The 23612-nt window shown below is 68.0% G+C and carries 18 protein-coding genes, 1 tRNA gene and 1 pseudogene; 14 read left to right on the forward strand and 6 right to left on the reverse strand.

Annotated features, from left to right (window positions below; all coding sequences use genetic code 11):
* Position 1 precedes the first annotated feature (1 nt).
* The 5 genes from TMO_RS06890 to TMO_RS06910 form a co-directional block, all read right to left on the reverse strand.
* Positions 2-292 (reverse strand): putative quinol monooxygenase, encoded by a 291-nt coding sequence (locus TMO_RS06890; RefSeq protein ID WP_014744887.1) that lies wholly within the window; start codon positions 290-292, stop codon positions 2-4.
* A 125-nt stretch (positions 293-417) separates the two neighbouring features.
* On the reverse strand, positions 418-1092 hold the full coding sequence (locus TMO_RS06895) for an HAD hydrolase-like protein (protein ID WP_014744888.1): 675 nt from the start codon (positions 1090-1092) through the stop codon (positions 418-420).
* A gap of 179 nt (positions 1093-1271) precedes the next feature.
* Complete coding sequence (gene mmsB / locus TMO_RS06900; protein WP_014744889.1) at positions 1272-2171, reverse strand: 3-hydroxyisobutyrate dehydrogenase; 900 nt, start codon at positions 2169-2171, stop codon at positions 1272-1274.
* Positions 2172-2278: 107 nt separating this feature from the next.
* Positions 2279-3430: an isobutyryl-CoA dehydrogenase gene (locus TMO_RS06905; protein WP_014744890.1), complete on the reverse strand. Its 1152-nt coding sequence runs from the start codon at positions 3428-3430 to the stop codon at positions 2279-2281.
* Between the two features lie 97 nt (positions 3431-3527).
* A complete protein-coding gene (locus TMO_RS06910; RefSeq protein WP_014744891.1) occupies positions 3528-5024 on the reverse strand; it encodes a CoA-acylating methylmalonate-semialdehyde dehydrogenase in 1497 nt (498 codons plus the stop codon).
* A gap of 228 nt (positions 5025-5252) precedes the next feature.
* Between TMO_RS06910 and TMO_RS06915 the strand changes: the two genes are divergently transcribed.
* The 11 genes and pseudogenes from TMO_RS06915 (at position 5253) to TMO_RS06960 (ending at position 20038) form a co-directional block, all read left to right on the forward strand.
* Positions 5253-6164, forward strand: a complete 912-nt coding sequence (locus TMO_RS06915; RefSeq protein WP_014744892.1) for a LysR family transcriptional regulator — start codon at positions 5253-5255, stop codon at positions 6162-6164.
* Positions 6165-6298: 134 nt separating this feature from the next.
* Positions 6299-7580, forward strand: a pseudogene (locus TMO_RS06920) (NupC/NupG family nucleoside CNT transporter).
* 148 nt (positions 7581-7728) lie between these two features.
* Positions 7729-7829, forward strand: a tRNA-OTHER gene (locus TMO_RS31475).
* A gap of 94 nt (positions 7830-7923) precedes the next feature.
* Complete coding sequence (locus tag TMO_RS06925) at positions 7924-9951, forward strand: B12-binding domain-containing radical SAM protein (protein WP_014744895.1); 2028 nt, start codon at positions 7924-7926, stop codon at positions 9949-9951.
* A gap of 161 nt (positions 9952-10112) precedes the next feature.
* Positions 10113-11153 carry a phosphotransferase family protein gene (locus tag TMO_RS06930; protein WP_014744896.1) on the forward strand — a complete coding sequence of 347 codons (1041 nt, stop codon included), beginning with the start codon at positions 10113-10115 and terminating at the stop codon, positions 11151-11153.
* Between the two features lie 51 nt (positions 11154-11204).
* On the forward strand, positions 11205-11981 hold the full coding sequence (locus tag TMO_RS06935; protein ID WP_014744897.1) for an SDR family NAD(P)-dependent oxidoreductase: 777 nt from the start codon (positions 11205-11207) through the stop codon (positions 11979-11981).
* 97 nt (positions 11982-12078) lie between these two features.
* Positions 12079-13083, forward strand: coding sequence for a zinc-dependent alcohol dehydrogenase family protein (locus TMO_RS06940; RefSeq protein ID WP_014744898.1), 1005 nt, complete (start codon positions 12079-12081; stop codon positions 13081-13083).
* A 41-nt stretch (positions 13084-13124) separates the two neighbouring features.
* Positions 13125-14774 (forward strand): class I adenylate-forming enzyme family protein, encoded by a 1650-nt coding sequence (locus tag TMO_RS06945; RefSeq protein ID WP_014744899.1) that lies wholly within the window; start codon positions 13125-13127, stop codon positions 14772-14774.
* A 126-nt stretch (positions 14775-14900) separates the two neighbouring features.
* Positions 14901-15509: a TetR/AcrR family transcriptional regulator gene (locus TMO_RS06950; protein WP_014744900.1), complete on the forward strand. Its 609-nt coding sequence runs from the start codon at positions 14901-14903 to the stop codon at positions 15507-15509.
* Between the two features lie 91 nt (positions 15510-15600).
* Positions 15601-16749, forward strand: a complete 1149-nt coding sequence (locus TMO_RS06955) for an efflux RND transporter periplasmic adaptor subunit (protein WP_014744901.1) — start codon at positions 15601-15603, stop codon at positions 16747-16749.
* Between the two features lie 55 nt (positions 16750-16804).
* The gene (locus tag TMO_RS06960) at positions 16805-20038 is read left to right on the forward strand and encodes an efflux RND transporter permease subunit (protein ID WP_014744902.1); all 3234 of its coding nucleotides are present in this window, start codon (positions 16805-16807) and stop codon (positions 20036-20038) included.
* 99 nt (positions 20039-20137) lie between these two features.
* On the opposite strand, the gene znuA is transcribed toward TMO_RS06960, so the two are convergent.
* Positions 20138-21193: a zinc ABC transporter substrate-binding protein ZnuA gene (gene znuA / locus TMO_RS06965; protein ID WP_228382275.1), complete on the reverse strand. Its 1056-nt coding sequence runs from the start codon at positions 21191-21193 to the stop codon at positions 20138-20140.
* A gap of 109 nt (positions 21194-21302) precedes the next feature.
* Between znuA and TMO_RS06970 the strand changes: the two genes are divergently transcribed.
* Genes TMO_RS06970 through TMO_RS06980 form a run of 3 tightly spaced genes read left to right on the forward strand, consistent with a single transcriptional unit; the run spans position 21303 to position 23542 of the window.
* Entirely contained in the window at positions 21303-21860 is a 558-nt protein-coding gene (locus TMO_RS06970; protein ID WP_014744904.1) for a transcriptional repressor, read from the forward strand.
* Entirely contained in the window at positions 21857-22723 is an 867-nt protein-coding gene (locus TMO_RS06975) for a metal ABC transporter ATP-binding protein (RefSeq protein WP_014744905.1), read from the forward strand. The genes TMO_RS06970 and TMO_RS06975 overlap by 4 nt, the downstream gene beginning before the upstream one ends.
* An 18-nt stretch (positions 22724-22741) precedes the next feature.
* Positions 22742-23542, forward strand: coding sequence for an iron chelate uptake ABC transporter family permease subunit (locus tag TMO_RS06980; RefSeq protein WP_014744906.1), 801 nt, complete (start codon positions 22742-22744; stop codon positions 23540-23542).
* Positions 23543-23612: the final 70 nt, after the last annotated feature.

The raw sequence follows: 23612 nt of genomic DNA on the forward strand, positions 1-23612 counted from the left end.
GTCAGGCGATCTGCTTCAGGCGGATCACTTCGAACTTCGCGATACCCTTCAGTGCCCGGCCCAGGGCGCGGAAATGGTCGGATTTGCCATGGGCGACGGTGGCCGCCTCATCGGTCCATTCCTCGAGCATGACGAAGCGATGGTCGTTGGTGACGTCGACATGCAGGTCATAGCGATGGCAGCCATCCTCGGCGCGGCTGGGACCCGTGCATTCGGCCAGGGCGGCGCGAACGGTTTCGGCATGGCCGGGCTCGGCGGTGATGATCGCGGTGATGACCAGATTGGGGGTCATGGGAGCGTTTCCTCGGGGTATGTTCTGGTTGGCGGCTCAGACTACAGCAATCCGCAACTTGACGCGACGGATTGCTGATCTTGGCGCTGTTTCGCCGTTTTGATCAGCGTTTGAACGGAGACTTGTCAGAGAGCCCGTGCCATCGCATCGATCGCCTCGGCCAGCTGCCCGGGTTCGTCGACCAGCCCATCGGCTCCGGCGCTCTCCAGCTCTTCGCGCCCGCCATAACCCCAGAGCACGCCCAACGCCCGCACCTTGTTGGCATGGGCGCCCGAGATGTCGTAGCGCCGGTCACCGACCATGATCGCGCGGGCGGGATCGATCCCTTCGCCGGCGATCGCCCGGGCGATCACCTCGGGCTTCTCGCCGCCGGTATCGTCGGCATTGGCGCCATAGGTGCCGGCGAAGAGCGCCATCAGCCCATGGCGTTCCAGAATCATCCGCGCGGCGGGCAGGGCCTTGGAGGTGGTCAGAACCAGCCGCCGACCCTCGGCGCCGAAGCGGTCCAGCACCTCGCGGATGCCGGGGAAGAGCGGGCTTTCCGCCAGCACCAGCTCGTCATGGTGGCGCTGGAACACGGCAACGCCTTCCGCCACCCGGTCGTCGCCATGCCGCCCCAGCAGCAGCGCCATGGTGTCGGTCAGCGGCGGCCCGATCGTCCAGCCCAGATCCTCCGTCCGATCCGCCGGATGGCCCATTTCCTCCATGGTCATATGGATGCAGCGGACCACGGCGTCGTGGGAATCGATCAGCGTGCCGTCCATGTCGAGCAGGACGGTGATATCGGCAGGTGCAGCCAAGACGGATACTCCGGACATTCGCGAACCGGTGGCCGGTTCTGGTTCTGACGCGGTGATCCCGCAACGCAGCATCACCGCACTCTTCGAGTTCTACGCCCCGTGATGCCCGGGGACACGTGAAAAAAATGCGGCCCTCCCGTTCGGGGAGGGCCGCATTGCAGGAATAATGACGAGTCGGTTCAGGCCTTGCCGGCCATCTCGCGCAGCATGCGGACGATGCCCGAGAAGTCGGCGCCGCCCTGGCCGGCGTCGGAGTACTGCTGGTAGAGGGCAGCGGCAGCAGCGCCGAGCGGCGTGGCGGCGCCCGAGGAGCCGGCGGCGTCCTGGGCGAGCTTCAGGTCCTTCAGCATCATGTCGACCGCAAAGCCGGGCTTGTAGTCGTTATTGGCCGGCGAGGTCGGCACCGGGCCCGGGACCGGGCAATAGGTGGTGAGCGACCAGCACTGGCCCGAGGCGGTCGACGAGATGTCGAACAGGGTCTGGTGCTCGACGCCCAGCTTTTCGGCCAGCGCAAAGGCCTCGCAGACGCCGATCATCGAGATGCCGAGCAGCATGTTGTTGCAGATCTTGGCCGCCTGGCCGTTGCCGGCGCCGCCGGCATGGACGATCTTCTTGCCCATCTTCTGCAGGTAAGGTTCGGCCGCCGCGAAGGCGGCCCCGGTGCCGCCGACCATGAAGGTCAGCGTGCCGGCGGCCGCGCCGCCGACGCCGCCCGAGACCGGGGCGTCGACCATCGGCCGGCCGGCGGCTTCGGCGGCCGCGATCACCTCGCGCGCGCTGTCGACGTCGATGGTCGAGCAGTCGATGAAGAGGGTGCCGGGGCGCGAGGCGGCGATGATGCCGGCATCGCCCAGATACACGCCCTTCACATGGCGCCCGGCAGGCAGCATCGAGACCACCACGTCGACATCCGTCGCGGCCGCGACGGCGCTGTCCGCCTTGCTGCCGCCGGCATCGACGATGCGCTGCACCGCCTCGTCCGAGAGGTCGAAGCCCTTCACCGCATGGCCGGCCTTGAGCAGGTTGAGCGCCATGGGGCCGCCCATATTGCCGAGGCCGATGAAACCGATGGTCGCCATCTTCGGAACGTCTCCCTGAAGTCGTCGATCTTGTGTGATCGGGTCGATCTTGTCTGATCTTTAAGGTCGTGCAGCGTGTGGTCGCGCCGGTCCGGTGCGGGCCAGGCTCAATCGATCGCCATGCCCTGGAGCAGGCGGCGGGCGATGATCACACGCATGATCTCGTTGGTGCCTTCCAGGATCTGGTGGACCCGGGCGTCGCGCAGATAGCGCTCGATCGGATAGTCCATCAGATAGCCATAGCCGCCATGCAGCTGCAGCGCCTCGTTGCAGATCCGGAAGCCGGCATCGGTGGCGAACCGCTTGGCGGACGCACAGATCGCGGTCTTCTCGGGATGCTGGCTGTCCAGCGACCAGGCGGCCCGGCGGATCATCAGCCGGGCAGCTTCAAGCTCCGTCATCATATCGGCCAGGCGGAACTGGGTGGCCTGGAACTCGGCCAGTGCCTTGCCGAACTGCTGGCGGCCCTGAACGTATTCCCGCGCGGCGTCCAGCGAGGCGCGTGCGGCACCGATCGAACAGGCACCGATATTGATGCGGCCGCCATCCAGCCCCATCATCGCGATCTTGAAGCCGTCGCCTTCTTCGCCGAGGCGATTTTCCACCGGCACCCGACAGTCTTCGAAGATCACCGCCGCGGTCGGCTGGCTGTTCCAGCCCAGCTTGCGCTCATTGGCGCCGAAGGACAGGCCGGGCGTGTCCTTTTCGACCACGAGGGTGGAAATGCCCTTCGGGCCGTCGCCGCCGGTGCGGACCATCACGACATAGATGTCGGAGCGGCCGCCGCCGGAAATGAACGCCTTGGAGCCGTTGAGGACATAGTGGTCGCCATCGCGCACCGCCCGGGTGCGGAGCGAGGCCGCATCGGAGCCGGCCCCCGGTTCCGTCAGGCAGTAGCTGGCGAAATGTTCCATGGAGCACAGCTTCGGCAGGAAGCGGTTGCGCTGCTCGTCATTGCCGAAGCGGTCGATCATCCACGCGGCCATGTTGTGGATGGAGATATAGGCCGCCGTCGAGGTGCAGCCGGCGGCCAGCTCCTCGAAGATGATCGCGGCGTCGAGGCGGGTGAGGCCCGAGCCGCCGACGTCGTCGCGGACATAGATGCCGCCGAAACCGAGGGCCGCCGCCTCGCGCAGCTCCGCCTCGGGAAAGATCTTCTTCGCGTCCCACTCCGCGGCCCCGGGGGCCAGCCGGTCGGTCGCGAAACCGCGGGCCATCTCCTGGAAGGCGCGCTGGTCTTCGGTCAGGGAGAAATCCACGGATGTCACCTCCACGATCTTATTGCACCCCACCGCCCCGCGATCCGGAAGATCCGGTCCGCGGGGCGGTGCGGCGAAAGCCGGACGCGACGGGCGATCAGCCCATGGTCGGGATGTGGAAGTCCGCACCCGAGCGGATGCCGGTCGGCCAGCGGCTGGTCATGGTCTTGATCTTGGTGAAGAACCGCACGCCCTCGGGGCCGTGCTGGTTGGTGTCACCGAAGGCCGAGTTCTTCCAGCCGCCGAAGGTGTGGAAGGCCACCGGCACCGGGATCGGCACGTTCACGCCGACCATGCCGACCTGGACGTTGCGGGCAAACTCGCGGGCGGTGTCGCCGTCGCGGGTGAAGATCGACACGCCGTTGCCGAATTCGTGCTCGGTGGGCAGGGCTGCCGCTTCGTCGAAGGACTTCGCACGCACGATGCTGAGCACCGGGCCGAAGATCTCTTCCTTGTAGATGCGCATCTCAGGCGTGACCCGGTCGAACAGGCAGCCACCCATGTAGAAGCCGTTCTCGTAGCCCTGGATGTTGACTTCGCGGCCGTCCACGACCAGCTCGGCGCCTTCCTGCACGCCCAGATCCACATAGCCGCGGACCTTGCGCAGATGGTCACCCGAAACCAGCGGGCCGAAATCGCCATCGGCCATCGAGGGGCCGAACTTCAGATTCTGGACCCGCGGAACCAGACGCTCGCGGAGGGCTTCCGCGGTCGCCTCGCCCACCGGCACCGCCACCGAGATCGCCATGCAGCGCTCACCGGCCGAGCCGAAGCCGGCGCCGATCAGCGCGTCGGCCGCCTGGTCGAGGTCGGCGTCGGGCATGATGATCATGTGGTTCTTGGCGCCGCCCATGGCCTGGACGCGCTTGCCGTGCGCCGCACCGGTCGCATAGACGTATTTCGCAATCGGGGTCGAGCCCACGAAGCTGATCGCCGGCACGCGCGGATCGGTCAGGATGGTGTCGACCGCTTCCTTGCCGCCGTTGACGACGTTCAGCACGCCGGCCGGCGCACCCGCTTCCATCATCAACTCGGCCAGACGCATCGGGACCGAGGGGTCCTTCTCCGACGGCTTCAGCACGAAGGTGTTGCCGCAGGCGATCGCCACCGCGAACATCCACATCGGCACCATGGCCGGGAAGTTGAACGGCGTGATGCCGGCGCAGACGCCCAGCGCCTGACGCATCGAATAGACGTCGATGCCGCGGGCGACGTTCTCGGAATACTCGCCCTTCAGCAGATGCGGGATGCCGCAGGCGAAATCGACCACGTCGAGGCCGCGGGTGACGTCACCCTTGGCGTCGGTGAAGGTCTTGCCATGCTCGCTGGACAGCAGCTCGGCCAGGCTGTCCATGTTCTGCTCGACGAGCTGCTTGAACTTGAACATCACCTTGGCACGGGCCATGGGCGAGGTGTTCGACCAGATCGGGAAGGCTTCCGCCGCATTGGCGATGCCGGCCTCGACCTCGGCCCTGGTCGCCAGCGCGACCTTCGCCGACAGCTCACCGGTCGACGGGTTGAACACGTCGCCGAAATTGCCGCTGGTGCCCTCGACGATCTTGCCGCCGATAAAGTGATGGATCTGCTTGACCATCCCGCGTTTCCTCAACGTTGCGAGGGTGTAGGACCGAGCCCGTTCCCCGGCTTGCACGGAGGGTGAGGGCCCCGGGGCCTGCACCGCCCTGATTGTTACGCCGCCGGTATCCCGGACAATCTCTGTCCGGACGGCTTGGTGACGCTACGATAACGATGTAAAACTGCACGGCCAGCCCAAAACGCGCAGAGGCCGTCTGCGCGGATGCACACCTGACACGAGGCCCGGATGTTCGACTGGAACGACCTCCGCTTCTTCCTGGAAGTCAGCCGCCGCGGCCGGCTGGTGACCGCTGCGCGTCATCTGGCGGTCGATCATACCACCGTCAGTCGGCGTATCCAGGCCCTGGAAGAGCGGATGAACACCAAGCTGTTCGATCGTACCCCCGCAGGCTACAGCCTGACACCGGCGGGCGCACAGCTGGTGGAATATGCCGAGGCGATGGAAACCACCGCCTTCGCCATCCAGGAAAGCATCGCGGGCCAGGATCTGCATCTGTCGGGCACCGTGCGGGTCGGGGCGCCTGAAGGCTTCGCCACGGCCTTTCTTGGGGCCCGGCTGCAACCCTTCTTCGCCACCCATCCGGGTATCCAGATCGATCTTGTGGCGGCGCCACGTTATCTCAGCCTGTCGAAGCGCGAAGCGGATCTGGCCATCGGGCTCGCCCGGCCGACCTCGGGCCGGCTGGTGGCGCGCAAGCTGACCGATTATCGCCTCTGTCTTTATGCGACGCCCGCCTATCTGGAGCGGGCCGGCACGCCCCGCACGCTGAAGGAGCTGGAGGGGCACGATTTCATCGGCTATGTCGACGACCTGATCTTCGCCCCCGAACTGCGCTATCTGGACAAGCTGGTCCGGGCGCCGCAGGTGGTGATGCGATCGACCAGCCTGGTGGTGCAGCGCGATGCGACGCTGGCCGGGCTCGGCCTCTGTATCCTGCCCTGTTTCGTGGCGGCGACCGTGCCCGGGCTGGTGCCGGTGATGCCGCGCGAGACCAGCATCCAGCGCAGCTTCTGGCTGGTGACCCATGCCGATCTGCGCGACATCGTTCGGGTGCGCACGGTTGCCGAATACATCCGCGATCTGGTCCGCCGGGAACAGGATCTGCTGATCGGCCGCGGGCTGGACGAGACGGCGTGACCGGCCCCGCACGGTTCTGGACCGCCGGGCCGGTTTGCGCCTAGAGTCGGCTCCATGACAGGGTGTCTCGCGTTTCGGTTGGGGGCCGGGCGCAGAGCTGGCACAAGACGCGACGGCAGTGGGGGCAGGGGCATATGGACGGAGTAACCGGAGCGTCGTTCGGCGGCGTTGCGCAGAGCGCGTTCGGGGTGCTGGCGCTGGTGGCGCTGGCCTGGATGATCGGCCGGGCGCCGAAGGGAGTGCCCTGGCGGGCGGTGGGCATCGGCATCGTGATCCAGGTGGCGATCGCGCTGATCCTGCTGAAACTGCCCCCGGTGCAGGCGGTGTTCGTCTGGATCAACCAGGCGGTTTCGGCCCTGGTCGCCGCCACCAAAGCCGGCACCTCCGTGGTCTTCGGCTATCTGGGGGGCGGTGCGGCCCCGTTCGAGGCAACCAATCCGGCCAATTCCTTCGTGCTCGCCTTTCAGGGCCTGCCGCTGATCCTGGTGGTGGGCGCCATTGCCGGGCTGCTTTATCACTGGGGCGTGATCCCGTTCTTCGTGCGCGCATTCTCCAGGCTGCTGCGCCGGACCATGGGCATCGGCGGCGCGGTGGGGGTATCGACCGCGGCCAATGTCTTCGTGGGCATGGTCGAGGCGCCGCTCTTCGTGCGGCCCTATCTGGCGCGACTGTCGAACCCCGAGCTGTTCATGGTGATGACGGCGGGCCTCGCGACGCTGGCCGGCAATATGATGGTGCTTTATGCCGCCTTCCTGACCGGCACGGTCGAAGACCCGATCGGCCAGCTGCTGACCGCATCGCTGATCTCGGCGCCTGCGGCGCTGGTGGTGGCGATGGTCATGATGCCGCCGGCGCATGGCGAGCGGACTGTGGACGATGATGCGACCGCCCCGCCATCGGATGCAGCGACCAGCCTGGAAGCGGCGGTCGATGGGGGTGATCAACGGCGTCAACCTGCTGATCAGCGTGGTGGCGATGCTGATCGCCGGCATCGCGCTCGCCGCCCTCGCCAACATGATCCTGGGCCTTGCCGGTGACGTCTGGGGCGCGCCGCTGACGCTGGAGCGGATGCTGGGCTGGATCATGGCGCCGGTCGCCTGGGCGATGGGGATGAGCTGGCCCGAAGCCCTGGCGGCGGGCCCGCTGCTCGGCACCAAGGTCGTGATCAACGAACTGGTCGCCTATCTGCAGTTCACCGCCGACCCCTCGGCCTTCAGCCCGCGTGCACGGGTGATCCTGACCTATGCCCTGGGCAGCTTCGCCAATATCGGCAGCCTGGGCATCATGATCGGCGGCATGGTGGCCATGGTGCCGGAACGCCGCACCGACATCGTCCGGCTGGCGCCGCTGTCGCTGGTGTCGGGCACGATCGCGACCTGCATGACCGGCGCGGTGGTGGGGCTGGTGGTCTGGTGATCTTGAACTGCGATATGTCTGCAAAGATTCTGCAATTTTTGGTTGATGGTGATTGGTGATTCAAAATATCATCATCCCAAGACGATGGCCTGTCGCGACAAAGACGACAACGGTCAACCGCTGACCATCATGCGCCGTCGGACCTGATGCCGGAGTGGTGAAACTGGCAGACACCGGAAGTGCGGCCCTGGTCGTTCTTCCGCCGGGGCCTTCGTGTCCTTGCAGGTTCAAGTCCTGCCTCCGGCACCACCTTCCTCTTCCGCTCAAGTGCTGCCCTGATGATTGTGCCGTCCTGCCGACAGTCGATGGGGCACCCCTGCGTCGATTTCGAGGAACGTGCCCGATGACCGATGCCGTGCTGGTCTTCCCGCCCTCCTATTACCCGTGGTTCGTGGCACCCGGCCTGTCGCACCTTACCGCCTGGTTGCGGTCGCGCGGCTGGCAGGTGGTACAGCGCGACGCCAACATCCCCGCGATCGAGCATGCGCTGCGCCCCGATGCGCTGGCCCGCGCCGACGCCCCGGCCGAGCTGGTGTCGGGGATCGGCCCGGCGCTCGCCACCATGCGCGACTGGCAGGCGCATCACGCGCTTGAACCCTATCTCGCCGCCAAGCAGGTGATCGAACAGGCCTCGCTGGTGATCGATGCGGCGGTGCCCGACACCTTCCGCATCTTCCGCAACACGCTGCAATACATCTCGGCCCATGATGCCCGCCGGCGTGCGGGGGTGATGGCGGCGGTGCGCGACCGCGAAACCCATCTCTTCCACGACTATTACCGCGACGTCGAGGTACCGGCGATCCGGGCGCTGCAGCCGCGGCTGGTCGGGCTGTCGGTGAACGACCATCACCAGCTGATCCCGTCGATGGTGCTGGCCTCGATGCTGCGCGAGGCGCTGCCCGACACCCATATCACCATCGGCGGCAATCTGATCGCGCGGCTGAAGACCTCGCTGGAAGCCGACGAACCCGAGACCGCAGCGCTCTACTCCGTGGTCGACAGCTTCATCCATCACGAGGGCGAACAGCCGCTGGACCAGCTGCTCCAGGAACTGGTCCATGGCCGGGTCGCCAACCGGCCGGTGCCGCAAGTGATCCGTTTCGACGGCACGCGGCCGGTCTCCGGCCCGCCCTCCATGCCGATCGCGCTCGACCGCCTGCCGCGGCCCGACCCCGAGGCCTATGCGCCCTGGACGCCCGAGCCGGTGACGGCACTGAACATCTATCGCGGCTGCTATTACTCGGGGATCTGCAGCTTCTGCGACATTAACGAGGGCTATGACAGCGTCACCCACGAGACCCAGCCCGACGGGGCGGTGAAGGTGAAGTTCCGCAAGCGCCTCCGGCCGATCGAGATGGTTGCCGAGGATCTGGCGGTCTGGCATGGCGAGACCGGCCGCACCCGGTTCAGCTTCACCGATGAATGGTTTCGGGTCTCGGAAATGCTGGAACTGGGGGAACACCTGGCCAGGCGCGGCCTCTCCGAGATCCATTGGGAGGCCTATGCGCGGTTCGAGCGCGCCTATCTGGAGCCCGATACCTGCGTGCAGATCCGCGAGGCCGGCGGGCGCTTCCTGCAATTCGGGCTGGAGAGCATCGCGCCCGCCACATTGAAGGCGATGAAGAAGGGCAACACGCCCGACGAATATGCCCGCAGCCTGGCCAATACCACCGCGGCGGGCATCTGGAACCATGTCTTCTTCATCGTGGGCTATCCGGGTGAGCCCATCCACCATGTCCTGCCGCTGTTCCGCTTCCTGACCGAGAAGGGGCGGGACGTGCTGACCGTGAAGCCGACCCGCTTTCAGCTGGCCCGACGCGCACCTCTGATCCACTCCCCGCCCGAGGGTATCGAGGTGGTGCCCGAGGCCGATTGGGATTTTTTCATCAACATCCCATTCCAGTACAGCCAGAGCTGGTGGTGCAAGCGCTGCCGCACCGAACTTGCCGAGGACGCCATGGTCATGAAGCAGGGCCGGCCGAAATGCGCTGCCTGCAACAGCTGGGCCGAACGCTGGGCGCCCCTCAGCCGCAAGGCGGTCGACGGGATCTATACCCTGTCGGAAGTGCTGTGCGAGCGGCACTGGTCGCATCCGGCCACCAGCCTGTTCCCCTATGTGGCGCGGCTGTTCCTGTCGGAAGCACAGATGACCGACTTCGCCGCCCGCCTGCCCAGGCTGTCGACGGTCGATGAGTCGGCGATCGATCAGGCGCTGGTCAAGGTCCGCGGCGCGCTTGCCCGCGAGGCCGAGATGATCGACGGCATCGGCCGGGTCTATGCCGACAGCGGCTTGAAACTGCCGAAAAAATTCGACGGCTATGACGATTTCCTGGACCATTGCATGGCCTGGACGGAAGCGGCGGCGGCCTGACCCTGCGCTTGATCAGTCGACGCAGGCTCAGCTGTCGGGCAATATGCGCGGACAGACGTTTTGAACGAACGTCTGAATGACAGAGCCGCCGCGCATCTTCCGGCAGGGCATCCGCCCGCCGGGCGGGCCGAGGCGGCCGCCCAGCGGAGGAATGCCCGTCGATGACCGCCGATCCCTTCGACCTGGCCCGGCCAGAGGTGCAGGACCGCCTGACCGCATACCTGGAACGGGCGGTGCCCGGCTTTCGCGGCCCCGCGCGCCTGCATCGCTTCACCAATGGCCAGTCGAACCCGACCTTCCGGCTGGATACCGATGGCGGGTCCTATGTGCTGCGCAAGCAGCCGGCCGGCAAGCTGCTGCCCAAGGCCCATCAGATCGATCGCGAATACCGGGTGCTCTCGGCGCTGGGGCCCACGCCCGTGCCGGTGCCGGCGGCGCTGCATTACTGCGAGGACGCATCGATCCTGGGCACGCCCTTCTATCTGATGGGGCATGTGGCGGGTGCCACCTTCGGCGATATGCGCCTGCCGGAGCTGACGCCCGATCAGCGCCGCACCGTGTGCTTCCGGCTGATCGAGACGCTCGCCGCCCTGCACGAGGTGGATGTGGCGGCGGTCGGGTTGGGCGATTACGGCCGGCCGGGCGGGTTCTACGAGCGGCAGATCGCGGTCTGGACCCGCAATTACCGCGCGGCCGAGACCGACCGGATCGAGGGTATGGAAGCCCTGATCGCCTGGCTGCCGGCCAATATGCCCAAGGACCCCGAGCGCACCACCCTGGTCCATGGCGATTTCCGGCTGGAAAACTGCATCGCGGCCGAAGACGGCTCCGAGATCCGCGCCGTGCTCGACTGGGAGCTGTCGACCCTGGGCGAGCCGCTGGCTGATCTGGGCTATCATCTGATGCACCACTACATGCCGGCGGATGACTTCGGCGGCTATGTCGGCATCGATATCGCAGCCCTCGGCCTGCCGGCAGAGGCCGAGCTGCTGGACCATTACGCCCGGCTGACAGGGCGGCCGGCGATCAACGACTGGACCTTCCACGTCGCCTTCGCGCTGTTCCGTTCGGTCGGCATCCTGCAAGGGGTCTATGCCCGCGCCCTGCAGGGCAATGCCTCGTCGCCTTACGCACTTGAACGCGGCCGCAAGGCCCGGCTGGTGGCCGATGTCGGCCGCCGGCTGATCGAGGCGCGCGGCTGACCTTTGCCTATACGTTCCGCTTTCCAAAACGATCAGACCCGGGAACCAATGATGACCACGCCCACCCGCAACACCTTCGACGTCGCCGGCCGCGGCATCCTGATCACCGGCGCCAGCCAGGGGCTGGGGGCGAATTTCGCCCGCACGCTTGCGGCCCATGGCGCGAAGCTGGTGCTTGCCGCCCGCCAGGTGTCGAAGCTCGAAGCGCTTCAGGCCGAGATCGAGGCGGCCGGCGGCAGTGCCGCAACCGTGGCCATGGACGTGACCTCGGGTGCCGCCGCCATCGATGCCGCAATCGCCGAGACGGCCGAGAAGCTGGGTGGGCGGATCGACGTGCTGATCAACAATGCCGGCATCGCCGTATCCAAGCCCTTCCTGAAGCTGACGGAAGAGGATTGGGATGCGACGGTCGACACCAATCTGAAGGGCGCTTTCCTGGTCGCCCAGGCGGTGGCGAAGCGGATGGTCGAGACCGGCGGCGGCAGCATCGTCAACATCGCTTCGGTGCTGGGAACCGAGGTGATGGGCAATCTGGTGCCCTATTGCGCGTCGAAGGCCGGCGTCAACCACATGACCCGGGCCATGGCGCTGGAACTGGCCCGCTACAACATCCGGGTCAATGCGATCGCCCCCGGCTATATCGAAACCGACATCAACGCCTCGTTCTTCGAGACCGAGGGCGGCCAGAAGCTGCTGCGCAAGGTGGCCCAGCGCAAGCTGGGGGCTGCGGTCGATCTGGACGGCGCGCTGCTGCTGCTGTCGTCGGACGCTTCAGCCTTCATGACCGGGTCGGTCGTCACCGTCGACGGCGGCTTCGGTCTGGCGTAATCTCTGACCCCATGTCACGGGCCGCTTCCACATACCTTCACTCTTTCGGGGTGCGCTTCTCCGGCGGCCCCGGTCCGTTCGCTGCGCCGGGCGGCGCATGACCGACACCGGCGGGCGGGCCCTGATTTTCCGGCGTTTCGGCGACCCGGCCGAGGTGCTGGCGCTGGAGGCGCAGCCCGCACCGGCACCGGCTGCCGGAGAGGCGGTGGTCGCCATGACCCATCGCTCGATCAATCCTTCGGACCTGATCCCGATCACCGGCGCCTATGCCCATCGCGTGGCGCCGCCGCGTATCGCGGGGTACGAGGGCGTCGGCATCGTCGAACGGGCGCCGGGCGGCTCGGCTCTGGCCCCCGGCGACCGGGTGCTGGCGCTGCGCGGCAGCGGTACCTGGGCCAGTCGGGTGACGGCGCCGGCGTCGTTCTGCGTGGCCGTGCCGGCGGCCATTTCCGACGAGGCCGCGGCCCAGGCCTATATCAATCCGCTGACCGCCTGGGCGCTGCTGGCCCACGAACTGGCCCTGCCGGCCGGTGCGGTGATCGCGATCGATGCCGCCGGATCGGCCTTCGGAGCCTGTGTGCTGGCCTTCGCCCGGCGGCATGGCTGGCAGGTGGTGGCGGTGACCACGGCGGCGGCACGAACAGGTGCCCTGCAGGCGGCCGGCGCTGCCGCTGTGGTGGTGACCGAAGCGGGCGAGCCGGCGGTGGAGCTGGCGGTCCGGCTGCGCCGGGCCGCGGGCGGGCGGATCGATGCCGGGCTGGACGCCGTGGGCGGCGAGATCGGGACGGGCGTGGCGCTTGCCGTGTCGGCGGGCGGCGCGTTCCGCTTCTATGGCCTGCTTTCCGGCCGCAGCCTTGGGGCTGGTCTTGCCGGAGAGGTCGCATCCGGTGTAACGGTAAGACCGTTCTGGTTGCGGCATTGGCAGGATCAGGCCGGCGCCGATGCCTGGCGGGATGGCTTTGCGGAGATCTTCGATGCCATCCGGTCGGGCGATCTGTGCCTGCCGGCCGAGGCGGCCTTCGCGCTCGACGACTGGCGGGCGGCGCTGGCCGCGGCCGGGCGCCGCGACCGTCGGGGCAAGATCCTGCTGACGGGCGGCTGACATCGCCCGCGCGGCCTGCCCCATCCGAGGGGAGATGCGCAATGCGGGCCAGCGGCAACACACGGCACCACGCCATGTTTCAGGCCTTCGCGGAGCGCGCCCGGGCCCGCCCTGCCGACGAGGCTCTGGTGCTGGGCCATGTCCGGCTGGATTATGGCCGGCTGCTGAGCCGCGGCCTGGCGGTGGCGGGCGCCATTGCCGGCCTGCCGCGTCCGTCGCCCTCTGCCATGGCGCGACGGCCGCGGCCCTTGCGTTCATTGCGGCTGGTTGCCCTGGTCGCCGGCAATCGGATCGAGTTCGTCGAAGCCTTTCTCGGCACCGTCATGGCCGGCGCGGTGGTGCTGGTCGTCGACCCCAAGCTGACCACTGACCAGGGGCTGAAACTGTTCGAGCGGCTGGCGCCGGATCTGGTGATCCACGACCCCGCCGTCGCCGGCTGGGTGTCGAGCCCCGAGGCCGGGTTGCTGGCGGGCGGATTTCTGGCGCTGACAGGCGGCATGGGCTGCCCCTACCGGCTGTGGCGCGACCGGGCGATGGGGGAGCAGCCGGCAACCGCAGATCTGCCGGCCGCCGTGGCACCCGATCAGCCCTTCCTGATCGCCACCACATCGGGCACCTCGTCCGAACCCAAGGCATTCATCCGCGATCATCAGAGCTGGGCGGAGAGCTTCCGCAACAGCATCGCCGAATTCGCCATCGCACCTGGCGAGACGGTTCTGGCAATGGGGCCGTTGGTCCATGGCCTGTCGCTCTATGCGACCATGGAGGCGCTGGCCGCCGGCGCAACGGCGGTGCTGCTGGATCGGTTCGACGCGACCCGCGCCGCCGCGGTGGCCGCGGCGGAACGCGCCGATCTGCTGGTCGGCGTGCCGACGATGTTCGAGGCGCTGGGGCGGGGGCTGGATCATGCGCGCGCCCGGCTGCCGGGCGTGCGGGCTGTGGTCTCGGCCGGGGCCAAACTGCCGCCGGCGCTGGCCCGAAGCCTTGGCGCCGCGCTGCCGCGTGCCGAGATCCACGAATATTACGGCGCGTCGGAGCTGAGCTTCGTGACCCTTGCCCGCAGCGGCCGGGGCGACCCGGCGGAGTCGGTCGGGCGTGCCTTCCGGGGCGTGGAGCTGCGCATCACCGGCCCTGCGGGCGAGGCACTGCCCGCGGGCGAGGTGGGGCGGATCGACATCCGCAGCCGCATGGTTTCGGCCGGGTACGTGATGGGGGGCGAGGACGGCAGCGGCTTCGTGGCGCTGGAGGAGGGCTGGTCCACGGTGGGCGATCTGGGCCGGTTGGATGCAGACGGACATCTGTACATTCTGGGCCGGGCCGGCGGCATGATCATCACCGGCGGGCTGAACGTCTATCCGGGCGAGGTGGAGGCGGCGATCGCCGCCCTGCCCGGACTGGGAGAGGCGCTGGTCTTCGGCGTGCCCGACCCCTATTGGGGTGAAGCGGTGGCCGCCGTGCTGCGGGCCGGGCCTGAGACGCCGCCGGTCGATCTGATCGAGCTGCGCAGCCGGCTGGCCGGGCGGCTGGCGCGCCACAAGCTGCCGCGGATGCTGTGGCATGTGCAGGACTGGCCGCTGGGCAGTTCCGGCAAGATCGCCCGCGGGCGCGTGCGCGCGACGATCGCCGCCGGCGAGGCCGGGCCGCCGCAGTTGCTGGACGAGGGCGTGGCGGGGGCCCTGCCCACCCGGTGACCGCCAACCCGGTGACCACACATCGAGATTTCGCCGACGGGTCCATTGACGCCTGAAGGCTGACGAATTATCTCTTTCGTCAGGAATCAGTCGTCAGATCCGGAGAACGAGGCTCGCCCGCACGCCATGGCCCCCCGCACCGACCACGACGAAACCCGCGTCCGCATCGCCGACGTCGCCGAAGAGCTGTTCCGGCGGCTGGGCTATGCCAAGACCACGGTCGCCGACATCGCCGCCGAACTCGGCATGTCGCCGGCCAATGTCTATCGCTTCTTCCCGTCGAAGGGCGCGATCGTCGAAAGCATCTGCAGCCGTTATCTGGAAGAGGTGGTGGTGCTTTGCGATCGCATCGCCGACCGGCCGGAGCCGGCGGCGGCACGGATCGAGGCACTGGTGCTGGGGGTGCTGGACTATCACCGCCGGATCGTGCTGCGCGAACAGCGCATCCACGATGTGGTGGTGATCGCGATTCGCGAGAACTGGCAGGCGATCCTGGCCCATAAAGACCGGATCCGCACCGTGATGGCCCGGATTCTGGCCGACGGCGTCCGGCGCGGCGAGTTTCCGGGCCTGGATGCCGAAGATGCGGCCTCTGCCTTGTTGAGCGCCGGGACCCGCTTCTGTCATCCGATGATGATCGCCGACCATCTGGACGACGATCTGGATGCCGAGGCAAGGCAGATGCTGCGCTATCTGCTGGCGGGTTTCGCAACCGCCGGACGCCCTGCCGGTTGACCACCGGACCTCGCGCTGCGGCCGCCCCCCCACCGGCCGTGGTTCATAAAGCCTGACCGCCGCAGACCGCGGCCGAGGAGCCAGACGATCCATGAACCGCACCGAAACCGGGCCTGCACGCCCTGACCTCGCCCGTTCTGCACGGCGCCCGGCCGTCCTGTTTCGCAGCGTGTCCGCTGCGGCGCTGATCGTGGCGGCGGTGGGGCTCGCCGGCTGCAAGGAGCAGACCCGCGCCGATGCCCCGCCGCCGGAACGGCCGGTGAAGGTGGCGACGGTGCGTTATGCCTCTACGGCCGAGACCCGCGATTTCGTGGGCGTGATCCGTGCGCGCACCGAAAGCGCGCTGGGCTTTCGGGTGGCGGGCAAGCTGGTCGAGCGGCCGGTGGATGTGGGCGACCGGGTGACGGCGGGGCAGGTGGTGGCCAGGCTGGACCGGACCGATCTGGCCCTGCAGGTGCGCAGCGCCGAGGCCGAGCTGGATGCGGCGCGGTCGAACTACACCCAGGCCAAATCCGACGAGGCGCGCTATGCCAGCCTGCGCTCGCGCGGGTTTGCCCCGGTGGCCGAATACGAACGTAAGAAGGCGGCACTGGACGCCGCCGCCAGCCGGGTTGAACAGGCCCGCCAGTCGCTGGATCTGGCCCGCAACCAGCTGGCCTATGGCGACCTGGTCGCCGATGCCGACGGCGTGGTGGTCTCGGTGGGCGCCGAGCCGGGGCAGGTGGTGGCGACCGGCCAGACGGTGGTGACGGTCGCCCGCGACGGCCCGCGCGAGGCCGAGGTCGCCCTGCCGGAAAGCTGGTTGACCGAGGCGCGGCGCGCCAACGCGGCTGTCCGGCTCTGGGCCGATCGGGGCGATGCCTGGCCTGCCAGCCTGCGCGAACTCGCCCCCCAGGCCGATCCGGTGACCCGCACCTATGCCGCCCGCTTCACCATCGATGCGGCCGGGGCCGACCTTCCGGCACTGGGCATGACCGCGACCGTAACCCTGGCGCTGCCGGGCAATGGCGAGGTGGCGCGCCTGCCGCTGGCGGCGGTGATGAATGACGGCTCTGGCGCCTCGGTGTTCGTGGTCGACCCCGATACCTCGATCCTGCATCGCCGCAAGGTGGCGCTGCGCAGCTTCACCGAAGAGGTGGCGCTGGTCGAAGCCGGGCTGAAGCCCGGCGAACAGGTGGTGACGCTGGGCGTTCACCAGCTGCGCGACGGCGTTGCCGTCCGGATGCTGAAGGACGGCTGAGCTTCCGCTTCGTCGCCGTCACCCGCTGCTGAAGGCCCGCCGTCGAGAGGCCCCGATGTCCGAAGAGACGCCGCACCGCGCCCCCGGTGCCGACGCCCCCTCCACCCATGATGCCCCCTCTGGCCATGACGCCCCCTCTGGCCATGACGCTGCACCTGCTCAGGATCAGGGGCCGGTGCGCTTCAACCTGTCCGCCTGGGCGATCAGCCACCGGGCGCTGGTGCTGTTCATGATCCTGATCCTGGGTGTGGGCGGGATCTGGTCCTATATCCAGCTCGGCCGGGCCGAGGATCCGTCGTTCACCATCAAGACCATGGTGGTCTCGGCCCGCTGGCCGGGGGCGACCACGCTGGAGATGCAGTCTCAGGTCGCCGACGAGATCGAGAAGAAGCTTCAGGAGCTGCCCCATCTCGAACGGCTGGATACCTATTCCCAGCCCGGCGCCACATTCGTGCAGGTGACTCTGTCGGATGCGACACCGCCGCGCGACGTGGCGGGGCTGTGGTACCAGGTGCGCAAGAAGATCGGCGACATACGCAACCGCTTGCCATCGGGCGTGCAGGGGCCGTTCTTCAACGACGAATATGGCGACGTCTATTCGGCGCTCTACATGATCACCGCCGACGGGCTGGACCCGGCCGCCCTTGAAAAGGTGGCCGAGGGCATGCGCAGCCGGCTGCTGAAGGTGCCCGACGTCACCAAGGTCGACGTGATCGGCAACCAGGATCAGCGGGTCTGGGTGGAATTCAGTCACACGCGCATTGCGACGCTGGGCATCACCCCGCAGGCGATCTTCGAAAGCGTTGCCCGGCAGAATGCGGTGGCACCGGCAGGGTCCGTCGATACCACCGCCGACCGGGTCTATCTGCGCGTCACCGGCGCCTTCGATGCGGTGGAGCGGATCGCCGCCACGCCGATCCAGGCCGGCGGCCGGGTGTTCCGGCTGGGCGACGTGGCGGATGTCCGCCGCGGCTATGAAGATCCGGCCGACTATCTGGTCCGCCAGGGCGGCAAGACTGCGGTGGGCGTGGGCGTTGCCATGGAAGACGGCGCCAACATCCTGACTCTGGGCGAGAATCTGACCGCGGCCATGGCCGATATCCGTGCCGAACTGCCGGTCGGTATCGATGTCGTCCAGATCGCCGATCAGCCGCATGTCGTGGACGAATCGGTCGCCGAATTCGTGAAGGTGTTCATCGAGGCGCTGGTGATCGTGCTGGCGGTGAGCTTCCTGTCATTGGGCCTGCGTACCGGTATCGTGGTCGCCTTCTCGGTGCCGCTGGTGCTCGCGATCGTCTTCCTGGTGATGTTCGCGATCGACATGGACCTGCACCGCATTTCTCTGGGAGCGCTGATCATCGCGCTCGGCCTGCTGGTCGATGATGCGATCATCGCCATCGAGATGATGGTGGTGAAGATGGAACAGGGCTGGAGCCGGGCGCGCGCCGCCACCTTCGCCTGGACCTCCACCGCCTTCCCGATGCTGACCGGCACGCTGGTCACCGCCGCGGGCTTCCTGCCGGTCGGTTTCGCCAAATCCAGCTCGGGCGAGTATGCCGGCGCAATCTTCTGGGTGGTGGGCATTGCGCTGATCGCGTCCTGGTTCGTGGCGGTGATCTTCACGCCCTATCTGGGCTACAAGCTCTTGCCCGATTTCTCGAAGAAGAAGGGCGCCCATCACGACCCGGACGCGGTCTACGACACCCGGATCTATCGCATCCTCCGCCGGATGATCGGCTGGTGCGTCGGCCACCGGATCATCGTCATTCTGATGACGGTCGGCATGTTCGCGGCCTCGATCGTCGGCACCGGCATGGTACAGCAGCAGTTCTTCCCGACATCGACCCGGCCGGAACTGTTCTTCGAACTGCGCATGCCCGAGGGCACGGCGATCGGGGTGACCGATGCCGCCGCGCGCACGGCGGAACGGCTGCTGGTCGGCGACGAGGACATCCTCTCTTACACCACCTATGTCGGCCAGGGCTCGCCACGCTTCTGGCTGGGCCTGAACCCGGTGCTGCCCAACACCGCCTTCGCCCAGATCGTGATCCTGACCCGCGACACCGAGGCGCGGGAACGGGTGAAGGCGCGGCTCGACAAGGCGATCGAAGAGGGGGCCGTCACTCAGGCGCGCGCCCGCGTCGACCGCTTCGTCTTCGGCCCGCCGGTGGGTTTCCCGGTCCAGTTCCGGGTGGTGGGCGACGACCCGCTGAAGGTGCGCGAGATCGCCTATCGGGTCCGCGATGTGATGCTGCAGAATGACAAGGTCGTCGACCCGCATCTGAACTGGAACGAGCAGCAGAAAAGCCTGCGTCTGGTGGTGGATCAGGATCGCGCCCGGGCGCTGGGCATGACGCCGGCCGACATTTCGGAATCGCTCCGCACCCTGCTCGACGGCTACACCATCACCCAGTATCGCGAGGGCAACGATCTGATCGACGTCGTCGCCCGGGCGGTGCCCGAGGAACGGCTGGATCTGGACCATCTGGCGGGGCTGACGATCGCCACGCGCGACGGTGTACCCGTGCCGCTCGATCAGGTGGTGCGCATCGACTATGTCTTCGAAGAGCCGATCATCTGGCGCCGCAACCGCGAGATCGTGCTGACCGTGCGCGGCGACGTGATCGACGGCGTTCAGCCACCCGACGTCACCAATGAACTGCTGCCGGCCCTGGCCGGGCTGAAGGCGGAGCTGCCGGCCGGTTACCGGATCGATACCGGCGGCTCGATCGAAGAGAGCGCCAAGGCCAACAAGGCGATCGCGGCGGTGATGCCGGTGATGCTGATCGTGATGCTGACCATCCTGATGGTTCAGCTGCAGTCGTTCTCGCGGCTCATCCTGGTGATCCTGACCGCACCGCTGGGGCTGATCGGCGCGGTGGGCGCCTTGCTGGTGACCAACCAGCCCTTCGGCTTCGTGGCTCTGCTGGGGTTGATCGCGCTCGCCGGCATGATCATGCGCAACACCGTGATCCTGATCGACCAGATCGAGGCCGATGTCCGTGCCGGCCACAGCCGGGCCCAGGCGATCGTCGATGCCACCGTGCGCCGGTCGCGGCCGGTGGTGCTGACGGCACTGGCCGCCATCCTGGGCATGATCCCGCTGTCGCACAGCGTGTTCTGGGGGCCGCTGGCGCTGACCATCATGGGCGGGCTGATGGGTGCCACCGTGCTGACCCTGCTGGCGTTGCCGGCCATCTACGCCCTGTGGTTCCGGGTACCGCGCACCGAGGTGAAGGCGACCGTGCAGGCCGAGAATCAGGCGGCGCAGGATCACACTCACGGCTGACGAAAAACGCCCCGCCGTCCGGAAGGGCGGCGGGGCCAGTCGCTGCTCAGGCGGAGCAGAAGCGGAAGCGTCAGGAACCGACTGCTCCCACCCGGCGCTTCAGGCGCCGGGGGCGAGGCAGTCGGTCATGGAACGCACAAGAGCGGTGATCAGTTCCGGATAGGCGTCGGGGCCGGGGGTGAGATCGGCGCCGACCGGGTCGAGCACGGCACTTTTGGCCGATGTGCCCTCGGTCAGCGTTTTCACCAGGCGCGGATCGAATTGCGGTTCTGCGAAGACGCAGGCGACGCCGCCATCGGTGATCCGCTGGCGCAGCTCCGTGATACGGCGTGCGCCCGGCGGCTGCTCGGGGTTGAGGGTCACCGAGCCGACGCCGGCCAGACCATAGGCGGTCTCGAAATACTGATAGGCGTCGTGGAAGACGATGAAGGGCCGCGTCTTCACCGGCGCCAGTTCGGCCGTGACTGTCTGGTCCAGCTTTGCCAGACGCGCATCATAGGCGGCGGCATTGTCGCGATAGCGCGCGGCATGCTCCGGATCGGCTTCGGCCAGCACATGGGCGATTTCAGCCACCATCGCGCGGGCATTGGCCGGCGACAGCCAGACATGGCCGTCCATGGCGCCGTGATCGTGGTCGTGATCCCCGTGCCCGTGGTCGTCGTGCCCGTGGTCGTCGTGGGCATGGTCGTCATGGTCATGCCCGTCGTCGTCATGCCCATGATCTTCATGGTCATGATCATGATTGTCGTGATCACCATGGGCGTGTTCATGCGGTTCCCAGACCCCGCCTTCGCGGATCGGCAGGGGCTTCACCCCCGGCGCGTCGATCATGGCGAGCGTGCGGGCCTTGCCGGCCAGACCGTCGACGATCCGGGGCATGAAGCTTTCGACCCCGGGGCCGGCCCAGATCACCACGCCTGCCCGGTCGAGCAGGCGGGCATCAGAGGGCTTCAGCGCATAGTCATGCGGGCTGGCGGCGCCCTGGACCAGCAGGTCGGGCGTGCCCACGCCGGCCATCACGCCGGCCGCCAGCGCGTGCAGCGGCTTGATCGTCGCCACGACCACGGGCACGTCAGCCCGTGCCGAAGACGCACCACCAAGGGCGGTTCCGGCCAGCAGCAGGGCTGCCGCCGCGGTTGCCTGCACACCCGTCATGCCTCGCATAGGCCCTCCTAGGATCTGCCCGGGCTGGCAATGATCCGGGCATCGATATAACATAACTCAGTGAACCCGCAGAGTACGGAATGTTATAGCGTAGCGCAAGATGGCCGATCACGCTCATGACCACGCCCATGCCAGCCCGCGTCCCGCACCCGCCGAGGGCGCGGCGGACGCCTTTCCGCAGGGCGACCACGATCATCACGCCTGTGTCGCCACCGCGCTCGATGCGGCGGAGCGGATCTGTGCGGCCAATGGCGCACGGCTGACCGATCTGCGCCGCCGGGTGCTGGAGCTGGTGCTGGACGGGCACGAGCCGGTGCGCGCCTATGACGTGCTGGACCGGCTGAAGGACGAGCGCAGCGGCGCCGCACCGCCCACGGTCTATCGGGCGCTCGACTTCCTGCTCGAACAGGGACTGGTGCACCGGATCGAGTCGATGAACGCCTTTGTCGGCTGCGGTCTGGCCGGGCGCAGCCATGCCGGCCAGTTCCTGATCTGCGATGCCTGCGGCCGGGTGGCCGAGGTGACCGATGCCGGCACCAGCGACCGCCTGGCGGCGCTGGCCAGGGCGGCCGGCTTCACGCTGAAGCGGCAGATGGTGGAGCTGCACGGGCTTTGCCCCGCCTGCACCACCGCGGCCGGCGAAGGGGATGCCGCATGACCGCGGTCGGCCTGATGTCGGACAGTCGCCCGGCGACCAGGCCCTCCGGGCCGCCACTGGTCGAGATCCGCAACCTGCTGGTGGAGCGCGACGGCCGCCGGCTGCTGGACGGCATCGACCTTGCCATCGCACCGGGGCGGATCGTCACCCTGATCGGCCCGAACGGGGCCGGCAAGTCGACGCTGGTCAAGGCGGCGCTCGGCCTGGTGGCGCCGTCCGCCGGCACGGTGGTGCGGCGGCCGGGGCTGCGGATCGGCTATGTGCCGCAATCGCTCGCCGTAGATCGCACCCTGCCGCTGACCGCGCGGCGCTTTATGACACTTGCCGATGTCCATGGCCGCCGGCCCAGGGCATCCGAGATCGCCGAGGCCCTGGCCGAAGCCGGGGCGGAAGGTCTGGAGACCCGGTCCTTCCACAAGCTGTCGGGGGGCGAGGCCAAGCGGGTGATGCTGGCCCGCGCCCTGTTGCAGCAGCCCGATCTGCTGGTGCTGGACGAGGCGGCGGCCCATCTGGACATGCCCGGCCAGATCGCCTTCTACCGCACGCTGCGGGCGATCCGCGACCGGCGCGGTTGCGGCATCCTGATGGTCAGCCATGATCTGCATCTGGTGATGTCGGCGACCGACCATGTGCTGTGCCTGAACGGCCATGTCTGCTGTTCGGGCCACCCCGACGATGTCAGCCGCGACCCGGCCTTCCTTGCCCTGTTCGGGCCGCTGGGGGCGGATGCGCTGGCGCCCTATCACCACGCCCATGACCATGTGCACGACCATGTCCACGGGCCCGGGGGGTGCACCGCGGGCTGCGGGCCGGACGAGGTACCGCATGATCATGCTGCCGTCGGCCACCACCATCACCACTGACCGGACCCTGTCCCCCTGATGATCTTCGACGCATTCCTGCTCCGGGCGCTTGCCGGCGGCATCGGTCTCGCCCTGGTGATGGGGCCGCTCGGCTGTTTCGTGGTCTGGCGGCGCATGGCCTATTTCGGCGACACGCTGGCCCATTCGGCGCTGCTCGGCATCACGCTCGGCACCGTCACCGGGCTCGGCTTCGGGCCGGGCATCGTGATCGCCTGCCTGTCGGTCGCGGTGCTGCTGGTGATGATGAAGCGTCGCCAGCCGCTTGCCGAAGACACGCTGCTGGGCATCCTGGCCCATTCGGCGCTGTCGCTGGGGCTGGTCGCCATGGCGCTGGCCGGCAATCCGCGGGTCGACCTGATGGCCTATCTGTTCGGCGACATCCTGGCGATCCATGGCGGCGATCTCTGGTCGATCTGGCTGGGCGGCGCTGCCGTGCTGGCGGTGCTGGCGCTGCTCTGGCGCCGGCTGCTGACCATCACCGTCGACGAGGATCTGGCCCGCGTGGAGGGCGTGCCGGTGCTGGGCGTGCAACTGGCCTTCATGGCACTGATCGCGCTGGTGATCGCACTCGCCATGAAGATCGTCGGCGTTCTGCTGGTGACGTCGCTGCTGGTCATCCCGGCCGCCGCCGCGCGGCGGCTGGCGCCAACCCCTGAGGCAATGGCGGTGATCGCGGCCCTGACCGGCGCCGTGGCGGTCACGCTGGGGCTGGGCGCCTCGCTGTTCTGGGATCTGCCGTCCGGACCCGCCGTGGTGGTGGCGGCGGCCATGATCTTCGGCCTGGTCACCCTGCTGCCGCAGCGACTGGTGGCGCCATAGCCCGCAAGGCGCGCCGCATTACCCTGACGTCTGGCATGCGGCAACACCACGCGCCTTGATTTTTATGTGC

Source organism: Tistrella mobilis KA081020-065 (assembly GCF_000264455.2).
GTDB classification, from domain to species: domain Bacteria; phylum Pseudomonadota; class Alphaproteobacteria; order Tistrellales; family Tistrellaceae; genus Tistrella; species Tistrella mobilis.

Coding starts and splice junctions, on each gene's coding strand:
- TMO_RS06890 (WP_014744887.1), bottom strand. CDS start 292: ATGACCCCCAATCTGGTCATCACCGCGATCATCACCGCCGAGCCCGGC.
- mmsB (WP_014744889.1), bottom strand. CDS start 2,171: ATGGCGACCATCGGTTTCATCGGCCTCGGCAATATGGGCGGCCCCATG.
- TMO_RS06910 (WP_014744891.1), bottom strand. CDS start 5,024: ATGGTCAAGCAGATCCATCACTTTATCGGCGGCAAGATCGTCGAGGGC.
- TMO_RS06915 (WP_014744892.1), top strand. CDS start 5,253: ATGTTCGACTGGAACGACCTCCGCTTCTTCCTGGAAGTCAGCCGCCGC.
- TMO_RS06925 (WP_014744895.1), top strand. CDS start 7,924: ATGACCGATGCCGTGCTGGTCTTCCCGCCCTCCTATTACCCGTGGTTC.
- TMO_RS06930 (WP_014744896.1), top strand. CDS start 10,113: ATGACCGCCGATCCCTTCGACCTGGCCCGGCCAGAGGTGCAGGACCGC.
- TMO_RS06935 (WP_014744897.1), top strand. CDS start 11,205: ATGACCACGCCCACCCGCAACACCTTCGACGTCGCCGGCCGCGGCATC.
- TMO_RS06940 (WP_014744898.1), top strand. CDS start 12,079: ATGACCGACACCGGCGGGCGGGCCCTGATTTTCCGGCGTTTCGGCGAC.
- TMO_RS06945 (WP_014744899.1), top strand. CDS start 13,125: ATGCGGGCCAGCGGCAACACACGGCACCACGCCATGTTTCAGGCCTTC.
- TMO_RS06950 (WP_014744900.1), top strand. CDS start 14,901: ATGGCCCCCCGCACCGACCACGACGAAACCCGCGTCCGCATCGCCGAC.
- TMO_RS06955 (WP_014744901.1), top strand. CDS start 15,601: ATGAACCGCACCGAAACCGGGCCTGCACGCCCTGACCTCGCCCGTTCT.
- TMO_RS06960 (WP_014744902.1), top strand. CDS start 16,805: ATGTCCGAAGAGACGCCGCACCGCGCCCCCGGTGCCGACGCCCCCTCC.
- znuA (WP_228382275.1), bottom strand. CDS start 21,193: ATGACGGGTGTGCAGGCAACCGCGGCGGCAGCCCTGCTGCTGGCCGGA.
- TMO_RS06970 (WP_014744904.1), top strand. CDS start 21,303: ATGGCCGATCACGCTCATGACCACGCCCATGCCAGCCCGCGTCCCGCA.
- TMO_RS06975 (WP_014744905.1), top strand. CDS start 21,857: ATGACCGCGGTCGGCCTGATGTCGGACAGTCGCCCGGCGACCAGGCCC.
- TMO_RS06980 (WP_014744906.1), top strand. CDS start 22,742: ATGATCTTCGACGCATTCCTGCTCCGGGCGCTTGCCGGCGGCATCGGT.